This window comes from Mycobacterium sp. DHQP2018-32-09, assembly GCF_058148405.1.
Window position 1 is genome coordinate 37,346 of record NZ_JBYVYK010000012.1, and the last position, 26,487, is coordinate 63,832.

A 26,487-nucleotide genomic window follows, 5' to 3' on the forward strand; every position below is an offset into this window, starting at 1 on the left:
GGGTCATCCGAGCGACCAGCAGTGCGCACCGGGACTCCGATGTCACGGTGCCGTACCTGCCCCCGACGAATTGCCGCTGCGCTGCCGGTCACCGCCGCAAATGTACTGGTGACCCAACCGACGCGTAGCGCTTGGGAGACCATATCCGACAGGGGCGAGTTTGCGGTCATTCATCCCGATGGTGTGGGAAGCTGACGCGGTGACCGGCCTGGGCCATGGCGACAAGGTGAAAGTGGTGGTCGGCGACGACCACCCGATGTTCCGCGACGGCGTCGTGCGCGCGTTGAACAACAGTGGCTACGTCGAGGTGGTGGCCGAGGCCGACGACGGCATGGCCGCACTCGAGGCCATCCGGGAGCACCGGCCGGTCGTGGCGCTGCTCGACTACCGGATGCCGGGCCTCGACGGTGCCCAGGTGGCGGCCGCCGTCACCCGTGACGAGTTGCCCACGCGCGTGCTGCTGCTGTCCGCGCACGACGAGCCGGCCATCGTGTTCAAGGCGCTGCAGGACGGCGCGGCGGGTTTCCTGCCGAAGGAGTCCAGCCGCTCCGAACTGGTCAACGCGGTACTCGAGTGCGCGAAGGGCCGTGACGTGGTGGCACCCAGCCTGGCCGCGGGGCTGGCGGGCGAGATCCGCAAGCGCGGCGAGAACGACGCGCCGACGCTGAGCCCCCGCGAGCGCGAGGTGCTCAAGCTGATCGCGGCGGGTGGCACCATCCCGGCCATGGCCAAGGAGTTGTTCCTGGCGCCGTCGACGGTGAAGACCCACGTGCAGCGGCTGTACGAGAAGCTCGGGGTGGGAGACCGTGCGGCCGCGGTCGCCGAGGCGATGCGGCGCGGGTTGCTCGAATAGCGTGGAGCGCTTCCTGGCGTACTTCTCGGCGTCGCCGGTGCGCGTGTCGGCGTTCCTGCGGTTGCCGCTGATCGGGCTGATCGCGCTGCTGGTGTGGGTGTGGGACGTCGACTCCTGGCTGCCCGACGTGTACGCGGTGCTGCTCGGCGCCTACGCCGTCGCGGCGGCGATCTGGGTGGTGATCGTGGTGCGCGGGCCGGTGCCGCGGTGGGCCGACTACGCGTCGACGGGCGTCGACGTGCTGGTGGTCCTGGCGCTGTGCGTCGTCTCGGGGGGCGCGACGGCGGCGCTGCTGCCGGTGTTCTTCCTGCTGCCCATCTCGGTGGCGTTCCAGGACCGGCCGATGCTCACCGGCGTGCTGGGGCTGGCCGGGGCGGCGTGCTACCTGGCGGCCTGGATCGTCTACAGCAGGCGCGACGACTCCATGGGGCTGCCGGACATCGTGTACACCCAGGTGGGGTTCCTGCTGTGGCTGGCCGTCGCGGTCAGCGCACTGTGCTACTTCCTGGCGCGGCGGCAGGCGCGCGTGCGGTCGCTGCAGGAGGTGCGCAGGCACCTGGTGGCCGAGGCGCTGGCGGCCGACGAGCGGCACAACCGCGAGATCGCCGAGCACCTGCACGACGTGCCGCTGCAGAACCTGCTGGCTGCTCGGATGGAGGTGGACGCGTTGCGCGAGCGCAGTCCCGACCCGGCGCTGGACGCGGTGTACGACTCCTTGCAGCGGACCGCGGCGGTGCTGCGGTCGACGGTCACCGAGCTGCACCCGCAGGTGTTGGCCCAGCTCGGTTTGGCCGAGGCCGTGCGGGAACTGTTGCAGCAGTTCCGTTCGCGCGGTGACTGCGCCGTCGAGGGTGATCTGGAGGAGGTGGGCAAGCCCGAGTCGCAGTCGCTGCTCTACCGGGCGGCCCGCGAGCTGCTGGCCAACGTGCGCAAGCACGCCCGGGCCACCACGGTCGGCGTGACACTGCGCCGGGCCGGGGATCGCGTGGTGCTGGTGGTCGCCGACGACGGCGTCGGGTTCGACCCCGCGCGGGTGGCCGACAGCGTGGCGGCGGGCCACATCGGGCTGGGGTCGCTGCTGGCGCGGTTCGAGGCCATGGGCGGCCGGCTGGTGATCGAGTCGGCGGCGGGGGTCCGCGGTACCCGCGTCACGGTCACCTCGCCGCCGGAACCCGACCGCCCTGCCGGTCAGCCGTCGTGACCTGAGAGGCCGCGCGCGATGACGAGCCGCTGAATCTGGTTGGTGCCCTCGAAGATCTGGGTGATCTTGGCTTCGCGCATGTAGCGCTCGGCGCGGAAGTCGCGGGTGTAGCCGACGCCGCCGAGCACCTGGACGGCGTCGGTGGTCACCTTCATGGCGGCGTCGGTGGCGACGAGTTTCGCGACGCTGGCCTGCGCGGAGTAGGGCGCGCCGGCGTCGCGCCTGCGGGCGGCGTCGAGGTAGGTGGCCCGGGCGCTGCCGACGGCGGCGGCCATGTCGGCCAGCAGGAAGCCCAGGCCCTGGTGGTCGATGATCTTGCGGCCGAACGTCGTCCGTTCGCGGGCGTAGCGGACGGCATCGTCGAGGGCGGCCTGCGCGATGCCGACCGCGACGGCGGCGATGCCCAGCCTTCCGGAGTCCAGTGCGCTGAACGCGATCTGAAGGCCCTGGCCTTCGGCGCCGATGCGGCGGTCGGCGTCGAGGCGGGCGTCGTCGTAGAACGCCGACGTCGTCGGGACGGCGTGCAGGCCCATCTTGTCCTCGGGCTTGCCGAAGGTCAGGCCGGGCAGGTCGCCGGGGACCAGGAAGCAGGAGATGTCGCCTTTCGCGTCGCCGGTGCGCGCGAACAGCGTGTAGGAATCCGCCACCCCGCCGTGGGTGATCCAGGATTTCGACCCGTTGATCACGTAGTGATCGTCGTGGCGCACGGCCGCACAGCGCAGCGCCGCCGCATCGGAGCCGGCCTGGGGTTCGGACAGGCTGTAGGCGCCGATCCGATCGCCGGAGAGCATGCCGGGCAGCCAGCGCTGCTTCTGCTCCTCGGTACCGAATGCCAGCAGCGGATGCGACGACAGGCTGTGCACGCTGACCGCCACGGCGACGGCGGCCCAGCGGGCGGCGAGTTCCTCGAGTACCTGCAGGTAGACCTCGTAGGGCTGGCCGCCGCCGCCCCACTCTTCGGGCTGCGGCAGGCTCATCAGCCCGGCGGCGCCCAGTTGCGCGAAGACACCGCGGGGGTAGGTCGCGGTGCGTTCGTGCTCGTCGACGATGGGGTCGAGAACCTTGTCGGCGACGTCGCGCGCCAGCGCGATCAGCTCGGCGGCTTCTTCGGTGGGCAGTAGACGGTCGACGGCCATGCGTCGAAATAGTACTGCAGGCGGCTGCGCAGTACTGTTTCGATCATGGTGGATCCGGTCGAAGGCTTCGGCACGCGGCGGCGGACGAGACTGTTCGACGACCTGCTGGCCCTGTTCTTGGCTGACGGGTTCAGCCGGCTCACCCTCGACGACGTCGCCGCGCGGCTGCACTGCTCGAAGTCGACGCTGTACACGCTGGCGGCCGGCAAGGACGACCTGGTGCGCCGCGTCACCGTGCACTTCTTCAAGCGGGCCACCGCCGACGTCGAGGCCGCCGTGGAGCGAACCGCGGACCCCGCGGCCCGCGTGTCGGCGTATCTGACCGCCGTCGGGGACGCGCTGGCAGCCGCAGGCGAGGACTTCATGACCGACGTCGCGGACTTCGCGCCCGCCCGCGAGGTGTACGAGGCCAACACGCGCGCCGCCGCGCAGCGGGTGCGGCAGCTGATCGTCGACGGCGTGGCCTGCGGCACCTACCGCGACGTGCACGCGGCGTTCGCCGCCGACGTCGTCGCGGCCACGATGGTCCGCATCCAGCAGCGTGCCGTGCGGGCCGCGACGGGGTTGAGCGACGCCGAGGCCTACGCGGAGTTGGCCACGCTGCTCACCCGGGGGCTGCTGGCGTCGCCGGGGAACTGATCACCAGCGCCGCCACCACCAGCGCGATGCCCGCGGCCTCGGTGAGCGTCGGTCGCTGCGCCAGCACCACGGCACCCACCACCGCGGCGGTGACCGGGAGCAGGGCCAGCAGCAGCGCGAAGCGCGCCCGGCCGACGGCGGTCAGGACCACCTGGTCGAGCGCGTACGGCACCGCCGTGGACAGCACGCCCACCCCGATGCCCAGCAGCCAGGTGCGAGGCTCGGCGAAGACACCCGCATCGGTCCACAGCTGCGGCGCCAGCAGCGGCACGGCGAGCCCGACCGCGGCCGCGGCCATGCCGACGGCAAGCGAGTCCAGTCCGGAGCCGGCGTCGGCGACCCGCTTGCCCAGCAGGACGTAGCCCGCCCACAGTGCGGCGGCCAGCAGCGCGCAGCCGACACCGACGGCGTCGGCCTCCAGCCGGACGCCGGCCACCAGCACGACGCCCGTCGTCACCAGCACCACCGCCACGAGGTCGCGGGCGCGCCGCGAGCCCAGCGTCGCCACGGCGACGGGGCCCAGAAACTCGATGGCCACGGCGGTGCCGAGCGGGATCCGCGCGATGGCCTCGAAGAACGCCACGTTCATCGCGACCGTGACCACGCCGAACCCGGCCGCCCACCGCAGCGCGGAACGCGTCCACCGCACCCGTCGTCGCCAGGGGCGCCGCCACGCCACCAGCGCGACGGCTGCCGATGCGCAGCGCAGCCAGGCGACCGCCGTCGGGTCGGTGGTCTGGAACAGGACGACGCCCAGTGCGGCGCCGGTGTACTGCGACACCGCGCCGACGACGAAGAACCCCGGCACCGACCACGCGGGGACGCGGGGCCGGGCCGTCACGGTCCTAGAGCGCCGCGTTGATGGCGTCCACGCGGTCCTTGGCGTCACCGAAGAGCATCTGGGTGTTGTCGCGGAAGAACAGCGGGTTCTGCACGCCGGCGTAGCCCGACGCCATGGACCGCTTGAACACGATGACGTTGTTGGCGTTCCACACCGTGAGCACCGGCATGCCGGCGATGGGGCTGCCGGGGTCCTCCGAGGCCGCCGGGTTGACGGTGTCGTTGGCGCCGATCACGAGCACGACGTCGGTGTCGCCGAAGTCGTCGTTGATCTCGTCCATCTCCAGCACGATGTCGTAGGGCACCTTGGCCTCGGCCAGCAGCACGTTCATGTGGCCCGGCAGGCGCCCGGCCACCGGGTGGATGCCGAAGCGCACCTCGACGCCGCGGTCGCGCAGCTTGCGGGTGAGGTCGGCGACGCCGTACTGGGCCTGGGCGACGGCCATGCCGTAGCCGGGGGTGATGATCACAGAGGAGGCGCCCGCCAGCAGCTCGGCGGCCCCCTCGGCGGTGATCTCGCGGTGCTCGCCGTAATCCTTGTCCTCGGCCGGACCGGCCTCGATCCCGAAACCGCCTGCGATGACGGAGATGAACGACCGGTTCATGGCCTTGCACATGATGTAGGACAGGTAGGCACCGGAGGAGCCGACGAGCGCGCCGGTGATGATCAGCAGGTCGTTGCCCAGCAGGAAGCCCGACGCCGCGGCGGCCCAGCCGGAGTAGCTGTTGAGCATCGACACCACCACGGGCATGTCGCCGCCGCCGATGGAGGCCACCAGGTGCCAGCCCAGCAGCAGCGCCAGCACGGTCACCACGACCAGCAGCCACAGCTGCGGGGAGACGACGAACCACACCGTGAGGGCGAAGAACACCACGAGCGCGCCGACGTTGAGCACGTTCTTGCCGGGCAGCATCAGCGGCGCGGACTTGATCTTGGCCGACAGCTTGAGGTTGGCGACGATGGAGCCGGTGAAGGTGACCGCGCCGATGAACACGCCGACGAACACCTCGGCGGAGTGGATGCCGAGCATGCCCTCGCTGCGCAGCAGCGCGGCCTCGGCGCCTGCGAGCTGGCCTTCGACGTGCAGGTAGCCGTTCCAGCCGACCAGGACGGCGGCCAGGCCGACGAAGCTGTGCAGCAGGGCGATCAGCTCCGGCATGCCGGTCATCTCGACGACCTTGGCGCGCCACAGGCCGATCGCGGCGCCGATGGCCATGGCCCCGAGCAGCAGGCCCAGGCCCACCGGTTCGATGTGGCGGCCCAGGGCCAGCACGACGGTCGCGACGAGCGCGATCGCCATGCCCGCCATGCCGAAGCTGTTGCCGGCCTTGGACGTCTCGTGCTTGGACAGTCCGGCCAGCGCGAGGATGAACAGCAGTGCGGCGACGATGTACGCCGCGGTGGCGGCAGTCTCTACCGTGAACATGAGGTATCCGTTCGAGGAGTATTCGGGCGCAGGCGGCGTCAGCTGCGGGAGAACATGGCGAGCATGCGGCGCGTGACCGCGAAGCCGCCGAAGACGTTGATGCTGGCCAGCAGGATGGCCACCGTGGCCAGCGCGGTGATGACGGTGTCACCGTGGCCGATCTGCAGCAGTGCGCCCACGACGATGATGCCGGAGATCGCGTTGGTGACCGACATCAGCGGCGTGTGCAGTGCGTGGTGCACATGGCCGATGACGTAGTAGCCGATGACGATCGCCAGGGCGAACACCACCAGGTGCACCTGCAGTGCGGCCGGGGACAGCGCGACGAGCACGAACAGCACGGCCGCCGCCGCGAAGGTGAGACCGATGCGGCGCTGCATGGTCATGGGCGTCTTGGCGGGCTTGGGTTCGGCCGTGACCGCGGGTGCGGCGGCAGGGGCGGCGGATACCTGTACCGGGGGTGGCGGCCAGGTGATCTCGCCGTCGCGCACGACGGTGATCGACCGTTGCACGACGTCGTCGAAGTCCAGCGTCAGCTGGCCGTCCTTGGCGGGAGTCAGCAGCTTGAGCAGGTTCACCAGGTTGGTGCCGTAGAGCTGGGAGGCGGTGGCGGGCAGGCGACCGGCCAGGTCCGTGTAGCCGATGATCGTGACGCCGTTGGCGGTGACGACGGCCTGGTCCCTGACCGTGCCCTCGACGTTGCCGCCGTTGGCCGCGGCCATGTCGACGATGACGCTGCCCGGCTTCATCGAGGCCACCATGTCGGCGGTGATGATGCGCGGGGCCGGCCGGCCGGGGATCAGGGCGGTGGTGATGATGATGTCGACGTCGGAGGCCAGCTCGGCGTACAGCGCGGCCTCGCGGGCCTTGTAGTCCTCGCCCATCTCCTTGGCGTAGCCGGTGGCCGACACCTCGCCCGCGTTCGGGTCCACCGACACGTACTCCCCGCCCAGGGACTTCACCTGGTCGGCCACCTCGGGGCGGGGGTCGGTGGCCTTGACGATGGCGCCCAGGCTGCCCGCTGCGCCGATGGCCGCCAGGCCCGCCACGCCGGCACCGACGACGAGCACCTTGGCCGGGGGCACCTTGCCCGCGGCGGTCACCTGGCCGGTGAAGAACCGGCCGAAGGCGTGGGCGGCCTCCACGACGGCGCGGTAGCCGGCGATGTTGGCCATCGACGACAGCACGTCGAGCGACTGCGCGCGCGAGATGCGCGGCACGGCGTCCATGGCGAGCACCGTGATGGGGCGTGCGGCGAGCGTGTCCACCAGCTCGGGCTTGAGGGCGGGGGAGATCAGGCTGACGAGCGTCGTGCCGTCGCGCAGCGCGGCGATCTCCGCATCGTCGGGGGCGTTGACCTTCAGGACCACGTCGGCGGCGAACGGATCGCCGATCTGCGCTCCGGCCTCGACGTACGCGGCGTCGGAGAAGCTGGAGGCGTCCCCGGCGCCGGACTGTACGACGACGGAATAGCCCAACTTGAGCAGTTGCCCGACGGTGGCCGGCGTGCCGGCGACGCGCGTCTCACCCGCATGCGACTCGCGAGGAATCCCGATGATCATCGGAAGAGTCTCGCATTTGCCCGTGGACGCCGTGCGCGCCACCTCGGCCCGGTGCGCGTCACGCCCGTGCCTGGTCACGCGCGTAACCACGGCGGACGCAACGACATCCGTCGTCGAGACCCCGCGAAGCGAGGCAATCGGCGCCGTTTGCCGGGCGCCGCGGCTCATTACGCCGGTGCTATAGCCAGTCGCGGCGCCGGAACGACACGTACAGCACCGCGACCAGCAGCACGATCACGACGCTGCTGGCGATGAAGCCGGCGACCGTGTTGATGCCGGGGTAGGTGACGTTCTGGCCGTACCACCCGGTGACCGCCGTCGGCACCGCGATGATCGCGGCCCACCCGGTGAGCTTCTTCATCACCGTGTTGAGGCGGGCGTCCTGCAGCGACAGGTTGGTCTCGAAGACCGTCGTGACCATGTCGCGCAGCGATTCGGTCCACTCGGAGGCGCGCAGGACGTGGTCGTACAGGTCGGCGTAGAGCGGGTCGAGTTCGGGTGACGTCTTGGCGTCGAGCCTGCGGTGCTGGATGGCGCCCACCACCTCCCGCATGGGCAGCACGACGCGGCGCAGTTCGACGAGGTCCTTGCGGAAGCGGAACGTCCTGCGCTGCAGTCCATGTCGCGGCCCGTCGTCGGCGAACAGCTCGTCCTCCAAGTCCTCGATGGCGTCGTCGAGGGCCTGCACCGCCTCGAAGTGCCCGTCCACCACGACGTCCAGCAGCCCGTGCACCAGCGCGCCGACGCCGTACTCCTGGCCGCCGAGTTCGTCGAAGCGCTCGGAGACGACGTCGATGTCGAAGTGGTCGGGACCCGTCGCGGGTGGCAGCCGAACGGTGATGAGCCCCTGCGGCAGCACGAATCCCGAGATCCGGTGCTTGACGATCAACGACGCCTCGTCGCCCGCGGCGACGGCCTGCACGTCGTCGGGTGACACGGTCTCGATGGCGTACACCGTGAAGAACGTGTGGGAGTGGTACACGGTGGCCTTGGTGCGCTCCTTGGGTGCCGTCGCGTCCTCGACCGCCCACACGTTGAGCCGCAGTTCGTGGGCCAGTGCGGCCAGCGTGTCTTGGTCGGGGTCGTAGACGTCGGCCCACACCAGGGTGTCGTCACCCTCCAGACAATCCGAGATCCGCTCGAAGGAGAAGTCGTCGTGGGGTTTGCCGTCGCGCCACACCCGGCCGCGGATCTGCGTCATCCGGACATCATGCCCGTTGGTCACGGTTGGGAACCGAACGCGCAACGACATGGGCCGGGATGCTGTCTGGGCGTGCCGCAGGCGCCAGTATCGATCCATGAATCTGGTCGAGCGCGGAATGACCCGTTGTCCCTGCTGCGTGGCCCCTGCCGACTACGCGTTCGTCGAGACCGCCCCCGACACCATCACCTACGAGGTGTGGTGCCAGCGGTGCGACGAGGTGTTCCTGGAGAACACCTCGACCGTCGACATGCCGCTGTTCTTCGACCCGGCCGTCTACTCCTACACGCCGTGGAGTCAGCGCGTGCGCACCGGCCCGTGGGTGCGCGCCGGCGCCATCGGCCAGCGCTGCTGGGGTGCTGCCGCCCTGGCGATGAGCGGCGCCGTGCACGGCGTCCGCACGAAGGTCGCCGAACTGCCGCTGCGGCTGCCGCAGGCGGCCCCGATGCGCGAACTCGAGGCCGGCCCGGCGGCGGCGCTGCCCGCCACCTGACCCGCTAGCAGAGGTGCACGAGCGCGGCTTTGTACAGGAAGTCCGCGTCGGCTGCGTCGACGTTCTCGTTGGTGTTGTCGTAGATGGCCCGCAGCGTGACGCTCTTGGGCACCCCGTGGGTGATGTCGTCGCACACGGCGTAGCCGAGGTTCAGCGCCACGTCCTGGGACGTGTCGCCGTAGCCGTAGTCGGTGAGCGCGACGAAGTAACCGTGCTCGTCGGTGGCCGACGCGGGCGCGGCGCCGGCCAGGCCGAGGCCCGCGGCCGCGACGGCGGCGAGGGCGACTGAGACGATCCGAGTGGTGGACACGTGAACTCCTGACGATCTGGTCGGTCTCGCGGGTGCGAGCTGCGACCAGCATCGGGGGCCGTCCTTGGCGGATTCTCGACGAATTCTTGGCGCCCTCGCCAAGCGTCTCGACCGCTAAATCACCTGTTCCCGCAGCGTGGACAGGGTGCGCTCGAGGATCCGCGAGACGTGCATCTGCGACACCCCGATGCGCTCGGCGATCTGGCTCTGCGTCATGGAATCGAAGAAGCGCAGATACAGGATCGAGCGTTCGCGCTCCGGGAGCGCGGCGATGAGCGGTTTCACCGATTCCTGGTCGGTGATGCGGGCGAACGCGGGGTCGATGCTGCCGACGGTGTCGGCCACCATCCGCGCATCGTCGTCGCCGGTGGACACCGGAGCGTCGATGGAATGGGTGCGGTAGGCCGCCGACGCCACCAGGCTCTCCACCACGTCCTCGCGCTCGATCTCGAGGTGGGCGGCCAGTTCGGTGGGCGTGGGCGCCCGGCCGAGGGTCTGCGTCAGATCCGACATCGCCCGGGTCAGGTGGACGTGGCGGTCCTTGAGTCGGCGCGGCACGTGCATCGCCCAGCCGTGGTCGCGGAAGTGCCTGCGGACCTCGCCCATCATCGTCGGCACGGCGAACGACAGGAAGCCGGCGCCCTTCTCGGGGTCGAACCGGTCGACGGCGTTCACCAGGCCTAGGCGCGCGATCTGCGCCAGGTCCTCGATGTCCTCGCCGCGGCGGTCGTAGTGCTTGGCGATGTGGTCGGCCAACGGCAGGCAGCGCGCCACGATGGCGTCGCGCTGTCGTTGGCGCTGCGGGCTGCCGGGCGGCAGTCGGTGGAGTTCGTGGAACATGTCGACGACGTCGGCGTACTCGTCGTTGGACCGTCGGGTGGTTGGCGCTTCGAGTTGCATGGTCACGGTGTCGGACCCCCTAACAGGCGTCCCATCGAATGCAGTGGCCGCAGCAGGGCCCAGCATTCTTTCCGTCTGGGACGGAACCGGCAATCTGCCGTGGTTGCGATGCGATGGCGCGCGATCCCCGACGTGTGTGCTCTGCCGGGTTCCCCGCCACAGACTGGACGGGGGAAGGAAGGGGCAGCCGTTTCGCGGCGCAACCTGACATCCGCTTTGGCTAAACGGTGCGTGTCCTCGTGGACGTCTCCGACTGTACTCCGCGGCCGCCCCCCGTGGTCAAAATGTCCGTGCCACCGCGCGGTTTAGTCGCTCGGGCAGCGGGCATCACGGAGGTGCGCGCTCAAGCCCCGATGGCGCCGCCCCACCCTCCCCCGCGAAAGGTTCGTCATGACTGCTGCCTGCCCGGAACCGGTGAGCGTCGTCCCCAACGGGGTCTACCCGCCGCAGGAAGACTCCCAGCTGCTGGTCGACGTCATGGCGCGCCGGGCCGATCCCACCGGCCTGCGCGTGGCCGACCTGTGCACCGGTAGCGGGTTCGTCGCCGTGGCCGCGGCCCGGTTGGGCGCGGCGTCGGTGGCCGCCTTCGAGCTGTGCCCGCGGGCCGTGCGTGCGGCGCGCGCCAACGCGTCGGCCGCCGACGTCGACGTCGACGTGCACCTGGGCCACTGGGCGCGCGCGGCCGAGTTCCGGCCGTTCGACCTGGTGTTGGCCAACCCGCCCTACGTGCCGTGCCCCGGGCCGGAGGTGGCCGAGGACATCCCCGAGAATGCCGGTCCGGCAATGTCTTTCGATGCAGGCGTCGACGGTAGGCTGGTGCTGGACCCGATGTGTGCCCACGCGCCGGAGCTGTTGGCCGACGGCGGCCGCATGCTGGTGGTGCACTCCGAGTTCGCCGACGTCGAGGCCACCGTCGAGGGCTTGCGTGGCCAGGGCCTGCACGCGGAGGTGGTGAGCTGGCTGCGCATCCCGTTCGGTCCGGTGATGACGGCGCGCGCCCCGTGGCTGGAGCGCACCGGTCGACTGGAGGCCGGCAGGCGCGTCGAGCGGATCGCCGTCGTCGAGGGCAGCAAGCGATGAGCGAGCCGCGCACGGTGCGCATCGCCGGCTCCGGGCCGCTGCTGGTTCAGGGTCCGGTGCGCATCGAGACGCCCGACGGCACCGTCACCGAATCGGACCGGTTCATGGTCGCGATCTGCACGTGCCGACGCAGCAAGCTCTACCCGCTGTGCGACACCAGCCACCGCAAGAAGCAGCGAGTAGCGGCCACCGACGAATGAGGCGGCGTCACACCGTTGAGTCGTACGCCCCCACCACGGTGTAGCCCAGATCGGCCAGCACGGCGACGTCGAGGACGCTGAGCGTGCGCACGCCGTCGCCCACGCGCTGATAGGTGTTCATCAGGTTGGCGTTGGCGCCCACGAAGAACCCGTCGGCGAAATGCGACGCGGATATGAATGGGCTGGACGAGAAGATCGGCACCGGGGCGCCGTAGGCGGCCACGGCGTGGGGCCCGAAGAAGAACAGCCCGCCGTCCTCCCCACCGGCGATGGCGTCGAAGTCGCGGTCGGTGTTCCACCTGAAGTCGGGCGTGATCGCGCGTTCACCGTCACTGGCCCCGACGAATTGGGCGAACGGGCTCCAGTAGCGGCGGGCGGCGTTCTGGCCGGGCGCACCGATGACGCTGGTGAACCCGAACGTGTGCATCAGCTCGTGCATGGCCGTGGACAGGGCGTCCACGGTGCCGGCCGGTTGATCCTGCTGGATACTCCAAGTGGAACGGCTGGGGTACCAGTTCCAGTTGATCCTGCCGTCGAAATCGGGCCCGTTGAGGTCCTCACCGGTCAGGAGTTCGTGCTGCACGACCGACGGCCAGAGACCGGGGCCGGTGGCCGTCGAGACGAACGGGGACACGGCGCTGGCGAGGTGCGCGGGGTCGGCACCCTCGCTGTCGACCTCGTAGGTGAGGGTGCGCGGCGCGTCCACCAGGATGAAGGCGGCCAGCCGTCGGCCCGCTTCCTCGAGGACCCCGCGCCGTTGCGGGGTCCACTCGTCCGCCCCCCGGGTGTAGGTGAACTCGAACCGCACCGCGCCCTGGTTGACCAGCATCGACGTGGCGACACCGCCGCGAAACGGGTCGAGCAGGTTCACGTGCGCGCCGACGTCCACGGCCGAGATCGCGAACGTGTCCACGCCGTCGAAGTCCGCGCCCGGGGTGTAGACGTAGCTGCCGTCGGCGGCCATGGCGACGGTGCCGAATCGCGGTCCCTGGGTGAGCCGGTAGACGATGCGGTCGCCTTCCGGGTCGACGGCCGCGACCGCGCCTTCGATGGGGCCGTCCGGGCTGCCCGTGACCCGCACCGGCGCCACGGTCGGTGCCAGGTTGAAGAAGGTGCGTCGTGCGGTCCAGAGCGTGCCGGTGAGCGCGTCGCGCAGCTCACGAGGCAGCGGTAGCGCGGTGATCAGCTGCTGCAGCGACGCGGTGGCGGCCGTGATCGGCGCGTCGACGGGGCTGGGATGGGAGCCGTTCGTGGTCTGCATGCCCCAGGGGTTGGTGGGAAGGACCGGCGTCGCGGCGGGGGTGGGCGGCTCGGCCTCGTCGGCGACCGTCTGGGGTGCGGTCGGGGGAGCCGTCACGGTGGCCGACGCGGGCTGAGGCGTCTCGGCGTCGCCCGGGTGCGGTCCGTCGCTAGGCGTGGGCGTGGACGTGGGCGTGGACGTGGTGGGCGTGGGGCTGGCGGGCTTGCTGCTGGGCCTGGCGGAACTCGACCGCTTGGTCTTGTCGTCATCGGCGTGCCGCGTCGTCCCCGCGGTGGTGCGGGTCGCGCCCGCGGATGGCCGCACCTTGCCTGCGGTGTTCTTCGACGCGGCGGACTTGGAGGCGGCGGGCGCCGATGCGGCCGCGGACGTCGACGGCGCGTCGTCATCGGCCGCGGCGGAAGCGATTTGGGGGCCCAGCAGGCCAAGGCCCAAAGCGGCGCCCACGCCCAGCGACGCCGCGCCCACGTGCAGCCAGGTCCGTGACCCGCGTGCCATGCTTTACTCCTCCGTCAATTTTCTGGAAGTAAAGCACGCCCCCCGGCCCCGTGCCGGCGGATCGGACGGGACGCGGGGTCAGTCCAGGTCAGTCCGGGTCAGTCCGGGTCAGTCCAATGGACGCCGCAGCGACGTGCGGCCGTCCTGCCAGCACCGCACCATGTGATCGCCGAGGCGGTCCTCGACGAACTCGAACGCGCGGACGCCGAACACGACGTCGGCCTCGAGGTGCGGCTCGCGCGCCACCAGGTCGCCCACCACCTCGGTGCGCACCACCTGCTCGTGCACGGCGTCGGCCTCGACGTGCTCGGCGTAGAACCGCACCGCCTCGGCAGGCGCGCCCAACCGCTCGAGCGCCCGCACCATCCGCCGCGACCCCGACGGCGAGGTGATCTCGGTGGCCGCGAAGTGGCCCACCGCCGCGCCGCGCCAGGCGCGGTGTAGCCCGAACATCGACATCACGTTGACCACCGCCAGGGACTCGGCGACGCCGTAGTCCAGATAGTGGAGGTAGCCGGCGTCCAACCCGGACGCGGCCAGCAGGTCGCCGAACAGCACCTGGTGGACGTCGGCGGCGCGCCCGCCGCCGAACTCGTCGAACTCGACCGCCACGAACGCGGCCTTGGCGCGGCCGCGCAGCCGCGGGATGGCCCAGGCGTGGGGATCGCCCTCCTTGAGGTGGTAGATCGACCGGTGCACGAAGTACTCCAGCACCTGGTCCCAGGTGCCCTCGGCCAGCAGGTGCCAGGAGGGCCCGGTGCCACGGGTCGGTTCTACCGACAGCCGCGCCATCTCGTCCTCGACCGACGCGTCGGGACCCATGTCCTCGATGTCGCGGCGCAACGCCGAGAGGAACGCGTCTTCCATCCGACCGCGCAGGTGCAGCAGGCCGGCGTTCCACTCCCACCGCGGATCCACGCCGAAGAAACCCTGGTAGTGCAGCTCGTAGCAGACGTGCAGCGCCAGCTGCAGATCCAGGCCGTAGGGGTCGGCGTCGCCCAGCGACGACTCGATGCGTTGCAGGTGACCGTGGGGTGCGCGCTCGGCCAGCAGGTCGATGACCGTGGTGGACAACGGACCACGGGGCGAGGGCAACCGGGGCTCGGTGGAGGGATGCGCGAGAGTCACCGTCGGGAACTACCCCGGCGTCTCCCGGTGAAACCTAGGACGGCCATCACAAAGACTCGTGATGAGCGCATCCCTTCGCCTGCCGCGGACTGCACGGTACACATGCCTGGTGCGCGTGCCACCGCCTGCTGACTACCGCTGTCGCTGAACGCGTTTCCGTTCCGTTCAGCCCGCGTAGGAAGCAGTGCCCGTGTCCGTGTTCGTCGACAGGTTCCCGGTCGAAGCCCCCGACGAGTCGCTCGCCGACCCGCCGAGGAGAACCGCGCCCCGCAACCGTTGGCGCGCACTGCTCACGCGCGCCGGGTTGCCCCTGCTGTCGGTGGTGGTGTTCGGGCTGCTGTGGCAGCTCGCGGCGGCCAGCGGCGTGTGGAATCAAACCTTCGTGCCCTATCCGGCCACCGTGTGGCGGGCATTCCTCGACGTGTCGACCACGCATGACGGCATCCGCGGGTACGGCGGGTACCTGCTGTGGGAGCACCTGTACATGACCCTGCGCCGGGTGTTCGCCGGCGTCGTCGTCGGCATCGCCGTCGGGGTCCTGCTGGGCCTGGTCATGGGGTCGGTGAGCTGGGTGCGCAGCGTGCTGGAGCCGTGGCTGACGTTCATCCGGGCGCTGCCGCCGCTGGCGTACTTCTTCCTGCTGGTGATCTGGCTGGGCATCGACGAGGCACCCAAGATCACGCTGCTGGCGCTGGCGGCGCTACCGCCGGCCGCGGTGGCCACCACGTCGGCCGTCCTGGCGGCGCCGGTGGGACTGCAGGAGGCCGCGCGCGCACTGGGCGCCTCGCGGGCGCAGGTGATCCGCGACGTCGTGATCCCGTCGGCACTGCCCGAGACCTTCACCGGCATCCGCTTGGGCGTCGGCATGGCCTACTCCGCCGTCGTGGCCGCCGAGCTGTTCAACGGCATCCCCGGCATCGGCGGATTGGTCAAGGACGCAAGCAATTACAACAACACCCCGGTAGTCCTCGTCGGCATCTTCGCCGTCGGGTTCTCGGGCCTGATCATCGACGGTCTGCTGCGCGCCGTGGAGCGGCGCGTCGTCCCCTGGAGAGGAAAGACATGACGTCCACCGGCTCTTCACGCAAGCGCTCACCGAGGTCGAGGGTGCCGAGGCTGAGGGTACTGCTGGCGATCGCCGCCACCGCGACGGTGGCCCTGTCCGGGTGCGCGGTGGACAACTCGGGCGGCCAGTCCGACAAACCGACCATTCGCATTGGCTACCAATCGTTTCCGAGCGGTGATCTGATCGTCAAGAACAACCGCTGGCTGGAAGACGCGCTGCCCGACTACAACGTCAAGTGGACCAAGTTCGACTCCGGCGCCGACGTCAACACCGCGTTCATCGCCAAGGAACTCGACTTCGGCGCACTGGGTTCCAGCCCGGTGGCTCGCGGGTTGTCCGCTCCGCTCAACATCCCGTACCAGGTGGCGTTCGTGCTCGACGTCGCCGGTGACAACGAGGCCCTGGTGGCGCGCAACGGCAGCGGCATCACCACCATCGCCGACCTCAGGGGCAAGCGCATCGCGACGCCGTTCGCGTCGACCGCCCACTACAGCCTGCTGGCCGCACTCGCCCAGAACGGGTTGACGCCGTCCGACGTCCAGCTGGTGGACCTGCAGCCGCAGGCCATCCTGGCGGCGTGGGACCGCGGCGACGTCGACGCCGCCTACAGCTGGCTGCCGACGCTGGACGATCTGCGCAAGACGGGCAAGGACCTGATCACCAGCAAGCAGCTGGCCAAGGACGGGAAGCCCACGTTGGACCTCGGCGCGGTGCGCACCGAGTTCGCCGATGCGCACCCCGAGGTGGTCGACGTGTGGCGCCAGCAGGAGGCGCGCGCACTCGACGTCATCCACACCGACCCGGCGGCGGCGGCCAAGGCCATCGCCGCCGAGGTGGGCCTGAGCCCGGCCGACGTCGACGGGCAGCTCGAGCAGGGCGTCTACCTGACGCCCGCCGAGGTGGCGTCGCCGGAATGGCTGGGCTCCGAGGGCAATCCGGGCAACATCGCGTCGAACCTGCAGAGCGCGTCGACGTTCCTGGCCGAGCAGAACCAGATTCCCTCGGCCGCACCGCTGAAGACGTTCCAGGACGCCATCTACACCAAGGGATTGCCCGATGCCCTCAAGCAGTAGCGGGGGCCTGCGGATCGCCGGGGTCGAGCACCGGTACGGGGCCGGTCGCGATCAGGTGACGGCGCTCGGGCCCGTCGACCTGGACGTGGAACCGGGAGCGTTCCTGGTGTTGGTGGGCGCGTCGGGATGCGGGAAGAGCACGCTGTTGCGGCTCATCGCGGGCTTCGAGGCCCCCACCGCCGGGGCGGTGGAGGTGGCCGGTACGGCGCCGACACCCGGCGTCACGTCGGGCGTGGTGTTCCAGCAGCCGCGCCTGTTCCCGTGGCGCACGGTGGGCGGCAACGTCGAACTGGCCTTGAAGTATGCGCACGTGCCGCGTGACCGGCGCGCAAACCGGCGCGACGACCTGCTGGCGCGGGTGGGCCTGGAGGGCACCGCCGACCGCAAGATCTGGGAGATCAGCGGTGGGCAGCAGCAGCGGGTGGCGATCGCGCGCGCCCTGGCCGCCGAGAGGTCGCTGTTCCTGCTCGACGAGCCGTTCGCCGCGCTCGATGCGCTGACGCGCGAGCGACTGCAGGAGGACGTGCGTGCGGTGAGCGCCGAGACGGGGCGCACCACGGTGTTCGTCACGCACAGTGCCGACGAGGCGGCGTTCCTGGGGTCGCGCATCGTGGTGCTCACTCGCAGGCCCGGCAAGGTGGCGCTGGACATCCCGGTGGACCTGCCCCGCAGCGGCGTCGACCCCGACGAGCTGCGCAGGTCCCCGGAGTACGCGCGGCTGCGCGCGGAGGTGGGGCGGGCCGTCAAGGCACCCGCGGCGTAGCCGCGAATCGGGCGGGGGCGGCGTAGCCTCGCGGGCGTGCAGGTGGTCGCCATTCACGTCGCCCCGGGCAGTCGGCTACCGGTGAAGTCGGTGGACGAGGTGGTCGCCGAGGAGGGGCGCGGGTTGGTGGGCGACCGCTACCACGGCACCCGGCACCGTCACGTCACGCTGCAGTCCCGCGAGCGCCTGGACGACGCGGCCCGCGACCTCGGCCGGGTCTTCGACGCCGGAGCGACGCGCCGCAACGTCACGGTGGACGCGGGAGACGTCCCCACGAAGCCGGGGACCCGCATCCGCATCGGGGAGGTGGAACTCGAGGTGGTGCGCGTGGCGGCACCGTGCCGCCTGCTGGACGACGTCATCGGCCCGGGTGCCGCGCGGGCGCTGAGCAGGCGGGCGGGGTCGGTGTGCCGACTGCTGTCGTCGGGGACGATCCGCGTCGGCGATGCCGTCGAGGTCGGTCAGACCGGCGGGTAGGCGGGGGGCGGGTAGACGCCCCGCAAACCCCACGGGAGGAACTGGAAGAAGTACTCGATCTCGTCGCTGGCGTCGTAATCGGGATTCGGATCCATCGTTACCTCCAAGCGTCGACCGTCTGCGAGTCTAACCCGCCCTGCGGGTTCGTGGGCAAGGGATTGACTGTGAAAGCCTAGACTGGCCAACCAGTTGATTGATCCCCGGGCGCCGCCCCGGCCTGCATATAGTGAGTCGCCATGTCCGAACCCGCGAACGCCAGCGCCCCCACGCGGCGCGAGGAATTGCTCGCCGTCGCCACGAAGCTCTTCGCCGCGCGGGGATACCACGGCACGCGCATGGACGACGTCGCCGACGCCGTCGGACTCAACAAGGCGACCGTCTATCACTACTACGCCAGCAAGTCGCTGATCCTCTACGACATCTACAAGAGCGCGGCCGACTTCACGGTCGGGGCGTTGCACGACGACCCGACGGCCACCGCCCGCGAGACCATCTACCACTTCACCCGCCGGCTTCTGGTCGGCATCGCCAGCGACATCGAGCGGGCCGCGGTGTACTTCCAGGAGGGCCCCTACATCACGGAGTGGTTCACCGAGGAACAGGTCGCCTACATCCGCACCTCGGAGACCACCGTCTACGAGCACGTCCGCGACGTGATCGACCGCGGGATCGCCAGCGGCGAGTTCTACGACTGCGACTCGCACGTGTTGGCGCTCGGCTACATCGGCATGACGCTGGGGGCCTATCGGTGGCTGCGTCCGCAGGGCCGACGCAGTGCCCAGGAGATCGCCGTCGAGTTCAGCACCGCGCTGCTCCGCGGCTTGATCAAGGACGAGGCGGTGCGCGCCGCCGAGCCGCTGGGCCTGGACGTCAGCGACGTGGCCGCGACCATCCCGGCGGAATGACGTGAAGTCGACCATCTTGAGCCGCCGCGACCTGGACTTCCTGCTCTACGAGTGGCTGGGGGCCGAAGACCTGGTCAAGCGGGACCGCTTCGCCGAGCACTCGCGCGAGACGTTCGACGGAGTCCTGGATCTGTGCGAGAGCCTGGCGACGCGGTACTTCGCCCCGCACAACAAGGCCAGCGACGCCCACGAGCCGACGTTCGACGGCACGCGGGTCACCGTGGTCGACGGGGTGAAGGAGGCCATCGACGCGTTCGCCGCCGCCGACCTGCTCGGCATGACGGCCGACGAATCCCTGGGCGGGGCAAGCCTTCCCGTGTGCGTGGCGCAGGCCGGCTTCGCCTGGATCGCGGCCGCCAACGTCGCGACGTCCGGTTATCTGATGCTGACCATGGCCAATGCGAACCTGGTGTCGAAGTTCGGCACCCCCGAACAAGTCGACGCGTTCGTGCGGCCCATGCTCGCCGGGCGGTTCCTGGGCACCATGGCGCTGTCGGAGACGCAGGCCGGGTCGTCGCTGGCCGACATCACCACCCGCGCCGAACCGTGCGACGACGGCACGTACCGGCTGTTCGGTACCAAGATGTGGATCTCGGGCGCCGAGCACGAGCTGAGCGAGAACATCGTCAACCTGGTGTTGGCGAAGATCCCCGGCGGTCCCGCGGGGACCAAGGGGATCTCGCTGTTCCTGGTGCCCAAGTTCCTCGTCGACGCCGACGGCGGGCTGGGCGAGCGCAACGACGTCGCCATCTCGGGGCTCAATCACAAGATGGGGCAACGCGGCATCACCAACACGGTGCTGAACCTGGGTGACGGAACCCATTCTCCCGGGGGCAGATCCGGGGCCGTGGGGTATCTCGTGGGTGAGCCGCACCGCGGGTTGGCCTACATGTTCCACATGATGAACGAGGCCCGCCTGGGTGTCGGGATGGGGGCGGTGGCCCTCGGCTACACCGGGTATCTGAAGTCGCTGGACTACGCGCGGGAACGCCCACAGGGACGCCCGGTGACGGCCAAGGATCCCGCGACGCCGCAGGTGCCCATCGTCGAGCACGCCGACGTCAAGCGCATGTTGTTGGCGCAGAAGGCCTACGTGGAAGGCGGGTTGGCCCTGGCGCTGTACTGCGCCCGGCTGATCGACCTGCGGGACGCGCCCGCATCCGCCGACGAGGCGGAGCGGGCGACACTACTGCTCGACATCCTGACCCCGGTGGCCAAGAGCTGGCCGTCGCAGTGGTGCCTGGCGGCCAACGATCTGGCCATCCAGGTGCACGGCGGGTACGGCTACACCCGCGAGTACGACGTGGAACAGCACTACCGGGACAACCGGCTCAACCCGATTCACGAGGGCACCCACGGCATTCAGAGCCTGGATCTGCTGGGACGCAAGGTGTCTCAGCGCGGCGGAGCCAGCCTGACGGCGCTCGGCGACGTGGTGACGGCCACCGCCGACCGCGCCGACGCCGTGGGTGGTGAGGCCGCGGAGCTGGCGGCCGAACTGCGCACCGCGTGGCAGCGCACGCTCGAGGTCACCGCGGGGCTGTTCGCCTCGGGCGACCTGGAGGCCGCGTTGGCCAACAGTGCGGTGTACCTGGAGGCGTTCGGCCACGTCGTGGTGGCGTGGACGTGGCTGGAGCAGTATCTCGCCGCCGAGGGGCGCGCCGGCGACTTCTACGAGGGCAAGCGGCACGCCGCCCGCTTCTTCTTCCGCTACGAGCTGCCCAAGACCGCACCGCAGTGGGAGCTGTTGTCCCGGTTGGATCGCACGACGCTGGAGATGCGCGACGCCTGGTTCTAGCCGACGGCTCAGAACTCGATGATCTGGCGGACGGCGTGCCCGTCGGCGAGCTGGTCCATGCCGTCGTTGACGTCGTCGAGCGCGATGCGGGCCGACACCAGCGATTCGACGGGAAGCCTTCCGGCGCGCCACATCTCGACGAAGCGGGGAATGTCGCGTGCAGGTACCGCCGAACCCAGGTAGCTACCGATCAGTGACCGGCCCTGGGCGACCAGGGCCAACGGGGACAGAGTGATCCGGGCGTCGGGGTGCGGCAGTCCCACGGTGACGGTGCGCCCACCGGGCGCGGTCACCGCCAGCGCGGTCTCGAGTGCGGCGGCATGGCCGACGGCCTCGATCACGACGTCGGCGCGCAGGTCGCCGGCGTCGTCGGGTGTCATGGCCGCATGCGCCCCCAACTGGGTTGCCAGAGAGAGCTTTTCGGGAAGACGGTCGATGGCCACGACGCGGACGTCGTCGTGGGCCAGCGCGGTGAGGATGGCCGCCATGCCCACACCGCCCGCCCCGACCACCGCGACGGTCTGGCCGGGTCGCGGCCTGCCCGCGTTGAGTACGGCGCCGCCGCCGGTGAGCACGGCACAGCCCAGCAGCGACGCCACCACCGGCGGCACGTCGGCGTCGACGGGGACCACCGAGCGGCGGTCCACCACGGCGTGGGTCGCGAACGCCGAGACCCCGAGGTGGTGCAGCACGGGTTCGCCGGCGCGCGTCAGCCGCACGTCGCCCGAGAGCAGCGTGCCGGCGCCGTTGGCGGCGCTTCCCGGCTCGCAGGGCGCCAAACCGTCGGTGGCACAACCGGAGCAGTGACCGCACCGGGGTAGGAACGTCATCACGACGCGCTGGCCGACGGCGACGTCGGCGACGTCGGCGCCCACGCCCTCGACGATCCCGGCCGCCTCGTGGCCGAGCAGCATGGGTACCGGCCGTACCCGGTTGCCGTCGACCACGGACAGGTCGGAGTGGCACAGCCCGGCCGCCTCGATGCGCACCAGCAGCTCGCCGTCACCGGGCGGGGCCAAGTCCAGGTCGGCGATGGTGATGGGCCGCGATTCCGCGTAGCGGCGGGGCGCGCCGATGTGTTCGAGGACGGCTCCGCGGATCTGCATGCCCCCAGCTTGCCCCATCCGTCACGGCGCCGCGGCAGGGGGAGAATGCGGGCATGGCCGACGACGACCGCACGCTGACGAGCGCCGACTTCCCGGTGCATTGGCCCGTGACCACGCGGTGGACCGACAACGACATGTTCGGGCACCTCAACAACGCCAAGTACTACGAGTTGTTCGACACTGCGATCAACGGCTGGCTGGACACCACGCTCGGCATCGACCCGCTCCGGGCCCCGTGGCTGGGGGTGGTGGCCGAATCCGGTTGCCGCTACTTCGCCGAACTGAGGTTCCCCGACCCGCTGGTGGTGGGTCTCGCGGTCGCGCGCATCGGCACCAGCAGCGTCACCTACCGGCTGGCGCTGTTCGGCGCCGGCGACGCGGCACCGGTGGCGGCCGTCGGCCACTGGGTGCACGTGTACGTCGACCGGGAGACCCGGCGGCCGGTGCCGATCCCCGAGCCCATCCGCGAGCTGCTGGCCTCGGCTACGACGTGACGCCGTCGAGCCATGCGGCGATGGCCGCCACCGCGTCGCGGTAGAAGATCCGGTACGACCGGTCGGCGACGTAGCCGATGTGCGGCGTCGCGATGACGTTGCCCATGGTGCGCAGCGGGTGCGCCGCCGGGAGGGGTTCGACGTCGAACACGTCGAGGCCGGCACCGGCTATGCCGCCGGCGCGCAGGGCGGCCACCAGGGCGGCTTCGTCGACGATGGGCCCGCGTGAGGTGTTGATCAGCGTCGCGGTCGGTTTCATCAGCGCCAGCTCCGCGGCGCCGACGAGGCCGCGGGTGCGCTCGCCGAGCTTGAGGTGCACGGTGAGCACGTCGGCGGCGGCGAAGAACTCGTCGCGCGGGAGGTGACGCGCGCCCGCCTCGGCGGCGGCCTCGGGGGTGAGGTTGGTGCTCCAGGCCACCACGTCCATCCCGAACGCCGTGCCGATGCGGGCCACGCGGGCACCGATGCGCCCGAGACCCAGCACGCCCAGCACGCGGCCGTCGAGTTCGCGGCCCACCCCCAGCTGCCAGTGGCCGTCGGCGACGGCCTGCCGCTCGGCCACCAGGTCGCGGGCGGTGGCGAGGATCAGGGCCCACGTCAGCTCGACGGTCGACGCGACCGAGCCGCCGGTCCCGGTGACGTGGATGCCGCGTTCGGCGGCGGCCGCCATGTCGATGGCGGCGTTGACGTTGCCGGTGGACGCGATCATGCGCAGGTTCGGCAGGCGGTCGAGCACGGTGCGCGGCAGGGGAGTTCGTTCGCGCATCACCATCACCACCTGGAAGGGGGTCAACCGCCGTACCAGGTCGTCGGGATCGGCGACGTGATCGGTGAAGACCGTGACGTCGGCGCGCGAGGTGACGGGGGACCAGTCGGCGCTCTGCAGCGCGACGGACTGATAGTCGTCGAGGACGGCGATCCGGATCGGTGTGCTCATGACTTATAGGATCGCCCGGTGCCCATCGTGAGCAAGACCGTGGAGGTGTCCGCGTCGGCGGAGACGATCATGTCGATCGTCGCCGACTTCGAGGCGTACCCGCAGTGGAACGACGAGGTGAAGGGCTGCTGGATCCTGGCCCGCTACGACGACGGTCGCCCCAGCCAGCTGCGGCTCGACACGTCGATCCAGGGCATGGACGGCGTCTACATCCAGGCCGTCTACTACCCGGCGCCCAACCAGATCCAGACGGTGATGCAGCAGGGCGAGCACTTCTCCAAGCAGGAACAGCTGTTCTCGGTGGTGGAGATGGGGCCGACGACGCTGCTGACGGTCGACTTCGACGTCGAGACCACCATGCCGGTGCCCGCGATGATGGTGAAGAAGGTCGTCAACGACGCGCTGGGCTACCTGGCCGACAACCTCAAGGCCCGCGCGGAGGCCTTGGCCGGGCGCTGACCGGGCCGGCCGGAGCGCTTGAGCCCCATACCCCCAGCTCGTCGAGGCGTGCGGTGAGCCGACGGGCGCCGTCGGTGAACTGTTCGCGGGTGAGGCGGGCGGCGGCGTCGGCGTCGCGGCGCCGGAACGCGGCGATGAGCCGACGGTGGTTGGACATGGCCTGCGCACCCCATTGCGGATCCCCCGCGTAGAAGCTCGCCGGGAGGTAGCGGCTGGCGTGGAGCAGGAAGCGGGCGAGCTTCATCCGGCCCGCCGCGACGTTGACGGCCCGCCGGAAGGCGAACTCGGCGGTGCCGACGCGATCGACGTCCTGATCCTCGAGGGCGGTGTCGAATTCGTCGGCGAGCGACTCGAGTTCGGCGATCTGGGCCTCGGTGATGCGCTGTGCGGCGGTACGCACCAACTGTTCGGCGATGGTCGTCTGCAGCCAGAACAGGTCTTCGACGTCGGTGCGGGTGAAGGCCGCGACCACGTGCCCGCGGTGCGGCTCCAGGTGCACCAGACCCTCACCGCGCAGCGTGCGCAGGGCCTCGCGCACGGGGGTGATGCTGACCCCCAGTTCGGCGGCGGTGTCGTCGAGCCGGATGAAGGTGCCCGGTCGCAGCGTGCCGGACATGATGCGGGCCCGCAGGTGGCCGGCCACCTCGTCGGAGAGCTGTCTGCGGCGTATCGCGCCGCGACCCGCGGTGACGGTGGTGGCGGCAGGCATCGGCGCTCCCTTCCCCTCCCCGCGAAGGTCGATCGGGACTTGTCCCCCGATCGGCGACACCATAGTGTGACCTGACCAACACAATGTTTGATCAAATATCAAGATTGCGCAACCCGCGCCGGGGACTGCAGGGAGCACAACACTTGACCACTCCGAACCCGGTGGCACAGCCCTATCTGGCCCGCCGCCAGAACTGGACCAACCAGCTCGCCCGCCACGCGCTGATGCAGCCCGACGACCCCGCGCTGCGCTTCCTGGGCATCACCACGACGTGGTCGCAGCTGCACCGCCGCGTGTCGGCGCTGGCGGGCGCGCTGCACCGCCGCGGCGTCGATGCCGGCGACCGCGTGATGATCCTGATGCTCAACCGCCCCGAGTTCGTCGAGACCTTCCTGGCGGTAAACCTGCTCGGCGCCATCGCGGTCCCGGTGAACTTCCGGCTGACGCCCGCCGAACTGGCGTTCCTCGTCGACGACTGCGAAGCCGGCGTCGTCGTCACCGAACCCGTCCTCGCGGCGGTGGCGACCGCCGTCCGCGACCTGACACCCGTGCTGCGGACGGTCGTGGTCGCGGGCGCCCCCGGCGACCACGACTACGGCGTCCAGGGCTACGAGGACCTGATCGGCGAGACCGGGGAACCGGCAGCGCCCGTGGACGTTCCGAACGACGACCCGGCCCTGATCATGTACACGTCGGGCACCACCGGCAGGCCCAAGGGTGCGGTGCTGACCCACACCAACCTCACCGGTCAGACCATGACGATGTTGTTCACCAACGGCGCCGACATCAACCACGACGTGGGGTTCATCGGCGTGCCGCTGTTCCACATCGCCGGCATAGGCAACATGCTGCCCGGTCTGACGTTGGGTACCCCCACGGTCATCCACCCGCTGGGCTCGTTCGATCCCGACCAGCTGCTCGACGTGCTGGAGGCCGAGCGCGTCACGGGGATCTTCCTGGTGCCGGCACAGTGGCAGGCGGTGTGCGCGGCACAGCGGGCCCGGCCACGCGAGCTGGCTCTGCGGACGCTGTCCTGGGGTGCGGCACCGGCGTCGGACACGTTGCTGCGCGACATGGCCGAGACGTTTCCCGGCTGCCAGATCCTGGCGGCGTTCGGCCAGACCGAGATGTCGCCGGTGACGTGCATGCTGCTCGCCGAGGACGCCATCCGCAAGCTCGGATCGGTGGGCCGGGTCATCCCGACGGTGGCGGCCCGCGTCGTCGACGAGGGAATGAACGACGTCGCCGTCGGTGAGGTCGGCGAAATCGTCTATCGCGCACCGACTTTGATGGCCGGCTACTGGAACAACCCGGAAGCCACCGCCGAGGCGTTTTACGGCGGCTGGTTCCACTCCGGTGACCTGGTGCGCCAGGACGAGGACGGCTACGTCTGGGTGGTCGACCGCAAGAAGGACATGATCATCTCCGGCGGCGAGAACATCTACTGCGCGGAGGTGGAGAACGTCCTGGCCGGTCACCCCGCCATCGTCGAGGTGGCCGTGATCGGCAGGCCGCACGACAAGTGGGGCGAGGTGCCGGTGGCCGTCATCGTGCTGAGCACCGGCAGCCCCGGATCCGTCCGCGACGACGATCCGGGCCTCCAATTGGCCGATCTCGATCACTTCCTCGCCGATCGCCTGGCACGCTACAAGCACCCGAAGGCCGTCGAGGTGGTCGACGCCCTGCCGCGCAACCCGGCGGGCAAGGTGCTCAAGACGGAACTGAGAGCACGCTTCGGTGCCGGCGTTTCGATTGACGCTCGCGAAAGTAGCTCTGTTCCAACGGTTTCTGAGAAATCCGGGGAGGCATAGGACGTGGCGACGAGTTTGCCGACGGCGACGGTCACAATCCGGCCGATGCGCTACGGTGCCGTGAATCCATCGGGTACAGTCCTGTGGTCCCAGCTACTACTGACCAGTAGCGAGATGGGACTCACACGGTCGGGGCCTAGGCGAGGAGGGCGAGTGCGACGGG

The 26,487-nt window shown here is 70.4% G+C and carries 28 protein-coding genes; 15 read left to right on the plus strand and 13 right to left on the minus strand.

The features are described 5' to 3' along the window. Nucleotides 1-178 precede the first annotated feature (178 nt). Together AC30CM_RS08160 and AC30CM_RS08165 are read left to right on the plus strand one after the other, a co-directional pair. Entirely contained in the window at nt 179-853 is a 675-nt protein-coding gene (locus tag AC30CM_RS08160; protein ID WP_490116344.1) for a response regulator, read from the plus strand. Between the two features lies 1 nt (nt 854). Continuing rightward, on the plus strand, nt 855-2,054 hold the full coding sequence (locus AC30CM_RS08165; RefSeq protein ID WP_490116345.1) for a sensor histidine kinase: 1,200 nt from the start codon (nt 855-857) through the stop codon (nt 2,052-2,054). On the opposite strand, the gene AC30CM_RS08170 is transcribed toward AC30CM_RS08165, so the two are convergent. Next, entirely contained in the window at nt 2,042-3,190 is a 1,149-nt protein-coding gene (locus tag AC30CM_RS08170; protein ID WP_490116346.1) for an acyl-CoA dehydrogenase family protein, read from the minus strand. The two genes, AC30CM_RS08165 and AC30CM_RS08170, sit on opposite strands and share 13 nt — an antisense overlap. 45 nt (nt 3,191-3,235) lie before the next feature. Between AC30CM_RS08170 and AC30CM_RS08175 the strand changes: the two genes are divergently transcribed. After that, nucleotides 3,236-3,829 carry a TetR/AcrR family transcriptional regulator gene (locus AC30CM_RS08175; protein ID WP_490116347.1) on the plus strand — a complete coding sequence of 198 codons (594 nt, stop codon included), beginning with the start codon at nt 3,236-3,238 and terminating at the stop codon, nt 3,827-3,829. On the opposite strand, the gene AC30CM_RS08180 is transcribed toward AC30CM_RS08175, so the two are convergent. From AC30CM_RS08180 to AC30CM_RS08195, 4 genes are all read right to left on the minus strand, one after another. After that, the gene (locus tag AC30CM_RS08180) at nt 3,795-4,670 is read right to left on the minus strand and encodes an EamA family transporter (protein WP_490116348.1); all 876 of its coding nucleotides are present in this window, start codon (nt 4,668-4,670) and stop codon (nt 3,795-3,797) included. The genes AC30CM_RS08175 and AC30CM_RS08180 overlap by 35 nt on opposite strands. A 4-nt stretch (nt 4,671-4,674) precedes the next feature. Continuing rightward, nucleotides 4,675-6,096, minus strand: a complete 1,422-nt coding sequence (gene pntB / locus AC30CM_RS08185; protein ID WP_490116349.1) for a Re/Si-specific NAD(P)(+) transhydrogenase subunit beta — start codon at nt 6,094-6,096, stop codon at nt 4,675-4,677. 38 nt (nt 6,097-6,134) lie between these two features. Continuing rightward, complete coding sequence (locus AC30CM_RS08190) at nt 6,135-7,658, minus strand: Re/Si-specific NAD(P)(+) transhydrogenase subunit alpha (RefSeq protein ID WP_490116350.1); 1,524 nt, start codon at nt 7,656-7,658, stop codon at nt 6,135-6,137. Between the two features lie 178 nt (nt 7,659-7,836). Then, a complete protein-coding gene (locus AC30CM_RS08195; protein ID WP_490116351.1) occupies nt 7,837-8,859 on the minus strand; it encodes a magnesium transporter CorA family protein in 1,023 nt (340 codons plus the stop codon). A 97-nt stretch (nt 8,860-8,956) separates the two neighbouring features. Between AC30CM_RS08195 and AC30CM_RS08200 the strand changes: the two genes are divergently transcribed. After that, nucleotides 8,957-9,352 (plus strand): hypothetical protein, encoded by a 396-nt coding sequence (locus AC30CM_RS08200; protein ID WP_490116352.1) that lies wholly within the window; start codon nt 8,957-8,959, stop codon nt 9,350-9,352. Nucleotides 9,353-9,356: 4 nt separating this feature from the next. Here the strand turns inward: AC30CM_RS08200 and AC30CM_RS08205 are convergent, their stop codons facing one another. Both AC30CM_RS08205 and AC30CM_RS08210 read right to left on the minus strand, forming a co-directional pair. Further along, complete coding sequence (locus tag AC30CM_RS08205; RefSeq protein WP_490116353.1) at nt 9,357-9,662, minus strand: DUF732 domain-containing protein; 306 nt, start codon at nt 9,660-9,662, stop codon at nt 9,357-9,359. Between the two features lie 114 nt (nt 9,663-9,776). Continuing rightward, nucleotides 9,777-10,562, minus strand: coding sequence for a SigB/SigF/SigG family RNA polymerase sigma factor (locus tag AC30CM_RS08210; RefSeq protein ID WP_490116416.1), 786 nt, complete (start codon nt 10,560-10,562; stop codon nt 9,777-9,779). 390 nt (nt 10,563-10,952) lie between these two features. Here AC30CM_RS08210 and AC30CM_RS08215 point away from each other — a divergent pair, with 390 nt between their 5' ends. Both AC30CM_RS08215 and AC30CM_RS08220 read left to right on the plus strand, forming a co-directional pair. Further along, complete coding sequence (locus AC30CM_RS08215) at nt 10,953-11,642, plus strand: HemK2/MTQ2 family protein methyltransferase (RefSeq protein WP_490116354.1); 690 nt, start codon at nt 10,953-10,955, stop codon at nt 11,640-11,642. Continuing rightward, a complete protein-coding gene (locus AC30CM_RS08220) occupies nt 11,639-11,842 on the plus strand; it encodes a CDGSH iron-sulfur domain-containing protein (protein ID WP_490116355.1) in 204 nt (67 codons plus the stop codon). Before AC30CM_RS08215 ends, AC30CM_RS08220 begins: the two co-directional genes overlap by 4 nt. A gap of 7 nt (nt 11,843-11,849) precedes the next feature. Here AC30CM_RS08220 and AC30CM_RS08225 read toward each other — a convergent pair whose 3' ends face one another. Together AC30CM_RS08225 and AC30CM_RS08230 are read right to left on the minus strand one after the other, a co-directional pair. Beyond that, nucleotides 11,850-13,598: an Ig-like domain-containing protein gene (locus tag AC30CM_RS08225; RefSeq protein ID WP_490116356.1), complete on the minus strand. Its 1,749-nt coding sequence runs from the start codon at nt 13,596-13,598 to the stop codon at nt 11,850-11,852. A gap of 108 nt (nt 13,599-13,706) precedes the next feature. Continuing rightward, entirely contained in the window at nt 13,707-14,726 is a 1,020-nt protein-coding gene (locus tag AC30CM_RS08230; RefSeq protein ID WP_490116357.1) for an iron-containing redox enzyme family protein, read from the minus strand. Between the two features lie 190 nt (nt 14,727-14,916). Between AC30CM_RS08230 and AC30CM_RS08235 the strand changes: the two genes are divergently transcribed. From AC30CM_RS08235 to AC30CM_RS08250, 4 genes are read left to right on the plus strand one after another with little or no spacing between them, the layout of a single operon-like run. Next, a complete protein-coding gene (locus tag AC30CM_RS08235; protein WP_490116358.1) occupies nt 14,917-15,792 on the plus strand; it encodes an ABC transporter permease in 876 nt (291 codons plus the stop codon). Then, on the plus strand, nt 15,789-16,865 hold the full coding sequence (locus AC30CM_RS08240) for a taurine ABC transporter substrate-binding protein (RefSeq protein ID WP_490116359.1): 1,077 nt from the start codon (nt 15,789-15,791) through the stop codon (nt 16,863-16,865). Before AC30CM_RS08235 ends, AC30CM_RS08240 begins: the two co-directional genes overlap by 4 nt. Beyond that, on the plus strand, nt 16,849-17,628 hold the full coding sequence (locus AC30CM_RS08245; RefSeq protein WP_490116360.1) for an ABC transporter ATP-binding protein: 780 nt from the start codon (nt 16,849-16,851) through the stop codon (nt 17,626-17,628). Before AC30CM_RS08240 ends, AC30CM_RS08245 begins: the two co-directional genes overlap by 17 nt. A 36-nt stretch (nt 17,629-17,664) precedes the next feature. Then, the gene (locus AC30CM_RS08250; protein ID WP_490116361.1) at nt 17,665-18,105 is read left to right on the plus strand and encodes an MOSC domain-containing protein; all 441 of its coding nucleotides are present in this window, start codon (nt 17,665-17,667) and stop codon (nt 18,103-18,105) included. On the opposite strand, the gene AC30CM_RS08255 is transcribed toward AC30CM_RS08250, so the two are convergent. After that, nucleotides 18,090-18,200, minus strand: coding sequence for a hypothetical protein (locus AC30CM_RS08255; protein ID WP_099045876.1), 111 nt, complete (start codon nt 18,198-18,200; stop codon nt 18,090-18,092). The genes AC30CM_RS08250 and AC30CM_RS08255 overlap by 16 nt on opposite strands. 141 nt (nt 18,201-18,341) lie before the next feature. Between AC30CM_RS08255 and AC30CM_RS08260 the strand changes: the two genes are divergently transcribed. Then, the gene (locus tag AC30CM_RS08260; RefSeq protein ID WP_490116362.1) at nt 18,342-19,010 is read left to right on the plus strand and encodes a TetR/AcrR family transcriptional regulator; all 669 of its coding nucleotides are present in this window, start codon (nt 18,342-18,344) and stop codon (nt 19,008-19,010) included. A 1-nt stretch (nt 19,011) separates the two neighbouring features. Continuing rightward, nucleotides 19,012-20,808, plus strand: a complete 1,797-nt coding sequence (locus AC30CM_RS08265; protein WP_490116363.1) for an acyl-CoA dehydrogenase — start codon at nt 19,012-19,014, stop codon at nt 20,806-20,808. 8 nt (nt 20,809-20,816) lie between these two features. On the opposite strand, the gene AC30CM_RS08270 is transcribed toward AC30CM_RS08265, so the two are convergent. Beyond that, on the minus strand, nt 20,817-21,914 hold the full coding sequence (locus AC30CM_RS08270) for an alcohol dehydrogenase catalytic domain-containing protein (RefSeq protein ID WP_490116364.1): 1,098 nt from the start codon (nt 21,912-21,914) through the stop codon (nt 20,817-20,819). A 53-nt stretch (nt 21,915-21,967) separates the two neighbouring features. Here AC30CM_RS08270 and AC30CM_RS08275 point away from each other — a divergent pair, with 53 nt between their 5' ends. Continuing rightward, complete coding sequence (locus tag AC30CM_RS08275) at nt 21,968-22,408, plus strand: acyl-CoA thioesterase (protein WP_490116365.1); 441 nt, start codon at nt 21,968-21,970, stop codon at nt 22,406-22,408. Here the strand turns inward: AC30CM_RS08275 and AC30CM_RS08280 are convergent. Then, nucleotides 22,398-23,345, minus strand: a complete 948-nt coding sequence (locus AC30CM_RS08280) for a D-2-hydroxyacid dehydrogenase family protein (protein ID WP_490116366.1) — start codon at nt 23,343-23,345, stop codon at nt 22,398-22,400. The two genes, AC30CM_RS08275 and AC30CM_RS08280, sit on opposite strands and share 11 nt — an antisense overlap. A gap of 18 nt (nt 23,346-23,363) precedes the next feature. Between AC30CM_RS08280 and AC30CM_RS08285 the strand changes: the two genes are divergently transcribed. Further along, nucleotides 23,364-23,804 carry an SRPBCC family protein gene (locus AC30CM_RS08285; protein WP_490116367.1) on the plus strand — a complete coding sequence of 147 codons (441 nt, stop codon included), beginning with the start codon at nt 23,364-23,366 and terminating at the stop codon, nt 23,802-23,804. On the opposite strand, the gene AC30CM_RS08290 is transcribed toward AC30CM_RS08285, so the two are convergent. Continuing rightward, complete coding sequence (locus tag AC30CM_RS08290; RefSeq protein WP_490116368.1) at nt 23,770-24,513, minus strand: GntR family transcriptional regulator; 744 nt, start codon at nt 24,511-24,513, stop codon at nt 23,770-23,772. The genes AC30CM_RS08285 and AC30CM_RS08290 overlap by 35 nt on opposite strands. 83 nt (nt 24,514-24,596) lie before the next feature. Here AC30CM_RS08290 and fadD5 point away from each other — a divergent pair, with 83 nt between their 5' ends. Beyond that, nucleotides 24,597-26,324 (plus strand): fatty-acid--CoA ligase FadD5, encoded by a 1,728-nt coding sequence (gene fadD5, locus AC30CM_RS08295; RefSeq protein WP_490116369.1) that lies wholly within the window; start codon nt 24,597-24,599, stop codon nt 26,322-26,324. Nucleotides 26,325-26,487: the final 163 nt, after the last annotated feature.

Bases quoted from the DNA above. Each gene is read 5' to 3' on its own strand.
- AC30CM_RS08160 (WP_490116344.1), top strand. From the start codon at position 179: ATGGTGTGGGAAGCTGACGCGGTGACCGGCCTGGGCCATGGCGACAAG.
- AC30CM_RS08170 (WP_490116346.1), bottom strand. From the start codon at position 3,190: ATGGCCGTCGACCGTCTACTGCCCACCGAAGAAGCCGCCGAGCTGATC.
- AC30CM_RS08175 (WP_490116347.1), top strand. From the start codon at position 3,236: ATGGTGGATCCGGTCGAAGGCTTCGGCACGCGGCGGCGGACGAGACTG.
- pntB (WP_490116349.1), bottom strand. From the start codon at position 6,096: ATGTTCACGGTAGAGACTGCCGCCACCGCGGCGTACATCGTCGCCGCA.
- AC30CM_RS08190 (WP_490116350.1), bottom strand. From the start codon at position 7,658: ATGATCATCGGGATTCCTCGCGAGTCGCATGCGGGTGAGACGCGCGTC.
- AC30CM_RS08195 (WP_490116351.1), bottom strand. From the start codon at position 8,859: ATGACGCAGATCCGCGGCCGGGTGTGGCGCGACGGCAAACCCCACGAC.
- AC30CM_RS08200 (WP_490116352.1), top strand. From the start codon at position 8,957: ATGAATCTGGTCGAGCGCGGAATGACCCGTTGTCCCTGCTGCGTGGCC.
- AC30CM_RS08210 (WP_490116416.1), bottom strand. From the start codon at position 10,562: ATGCAACTCGAAGCGCCAACCACCCGACGGTCCAACGACGAGTACGCC.
- AC30CM_RS08215 (WP_490116354.1), top strand. From the start codon at position 10,953: ATGACTGCTGCCTGCCCGGAACCGGTGAGCGTCGTCCCCAACGGGGTC.
- AC30CM_RS08220 (WP_490116355.1), top strand. From the start codon at position 11,639: ATGAGCGAGCCGCGCACGGTGCGCATCGCCGGCTCCGGGCCGCTGCTG.
- AC30CM_RS08225 (WP_490116356.1), bottom strand. From the start codon at position 13,598: ATGGCACGCGGGTCACGGACCTGGCTGCACGTGGGCGCGGCGTCGCTG.
- AC30CM_RS08240 (WP_490116359.1), top strand. From the start codon at position 15,789: ATGACGTCCACCGGCTCTTCACGCAAGCGCTCACCGAGGTCGAGGGTG.
- AC30CM_RS08245 (WP_490116360.1), top strand. From the start codon at position 16,849: ATGCCCTCAAGCAGTAGCGGGGGCCTGCGGATCGCCGGGGTCGAGCAC.
- AC30CM_RS08255 (WP_099045876.1), bottom strand. From the start codon at position 18,200: ATGGATCCGAATCCCGATTACGACGCCAGCGACGAGATCGAGTACTTC.
- AC30CM_RS08260 (WP_490116362.1), top strand. From the start codon at position 18,342: ATGTCCGAACCCGCGAACGCCAGCGCCCCCACGCGGCGCGAGGAATTG.
- AC30CM_RS08270 (WP_490116364.1), bottom strand. From the start codon at position 21,914: ATGCAGATCCGCGGAGCCGTCCTCGAACACATCGGCGCGCCCCGCCGC.
- AC30CM_RS08275 (WP_490116365.1), top strand. From the start codon at position 21,968: ATGGCCGACGACGACCGCACGCTGACGAGCGCCGACTTCCCGGTGCAT.
- AC30CM_RS08280 (WP_490116366.1), bottom strand. From the start codon at position 23,345: ATGAGCACACCGATCCGGATCGCCGTCCTCGACGACTATCAGTCCGTC.
- AC30CM_RS08290 (WP_490116368.1), bottom strand. From the start codon at position 24,513: ATGCCTGCCGCCACCACCGTCACCGCGGGTCGCGGCGCGATACGCCGC.
- fadD5 (WP_490116369.1), top strand. From the start codon at position 24,597: ATGTTTGATCAAATATCAAGATTGCGCAACCCGCGCCGGGGACTGCAG.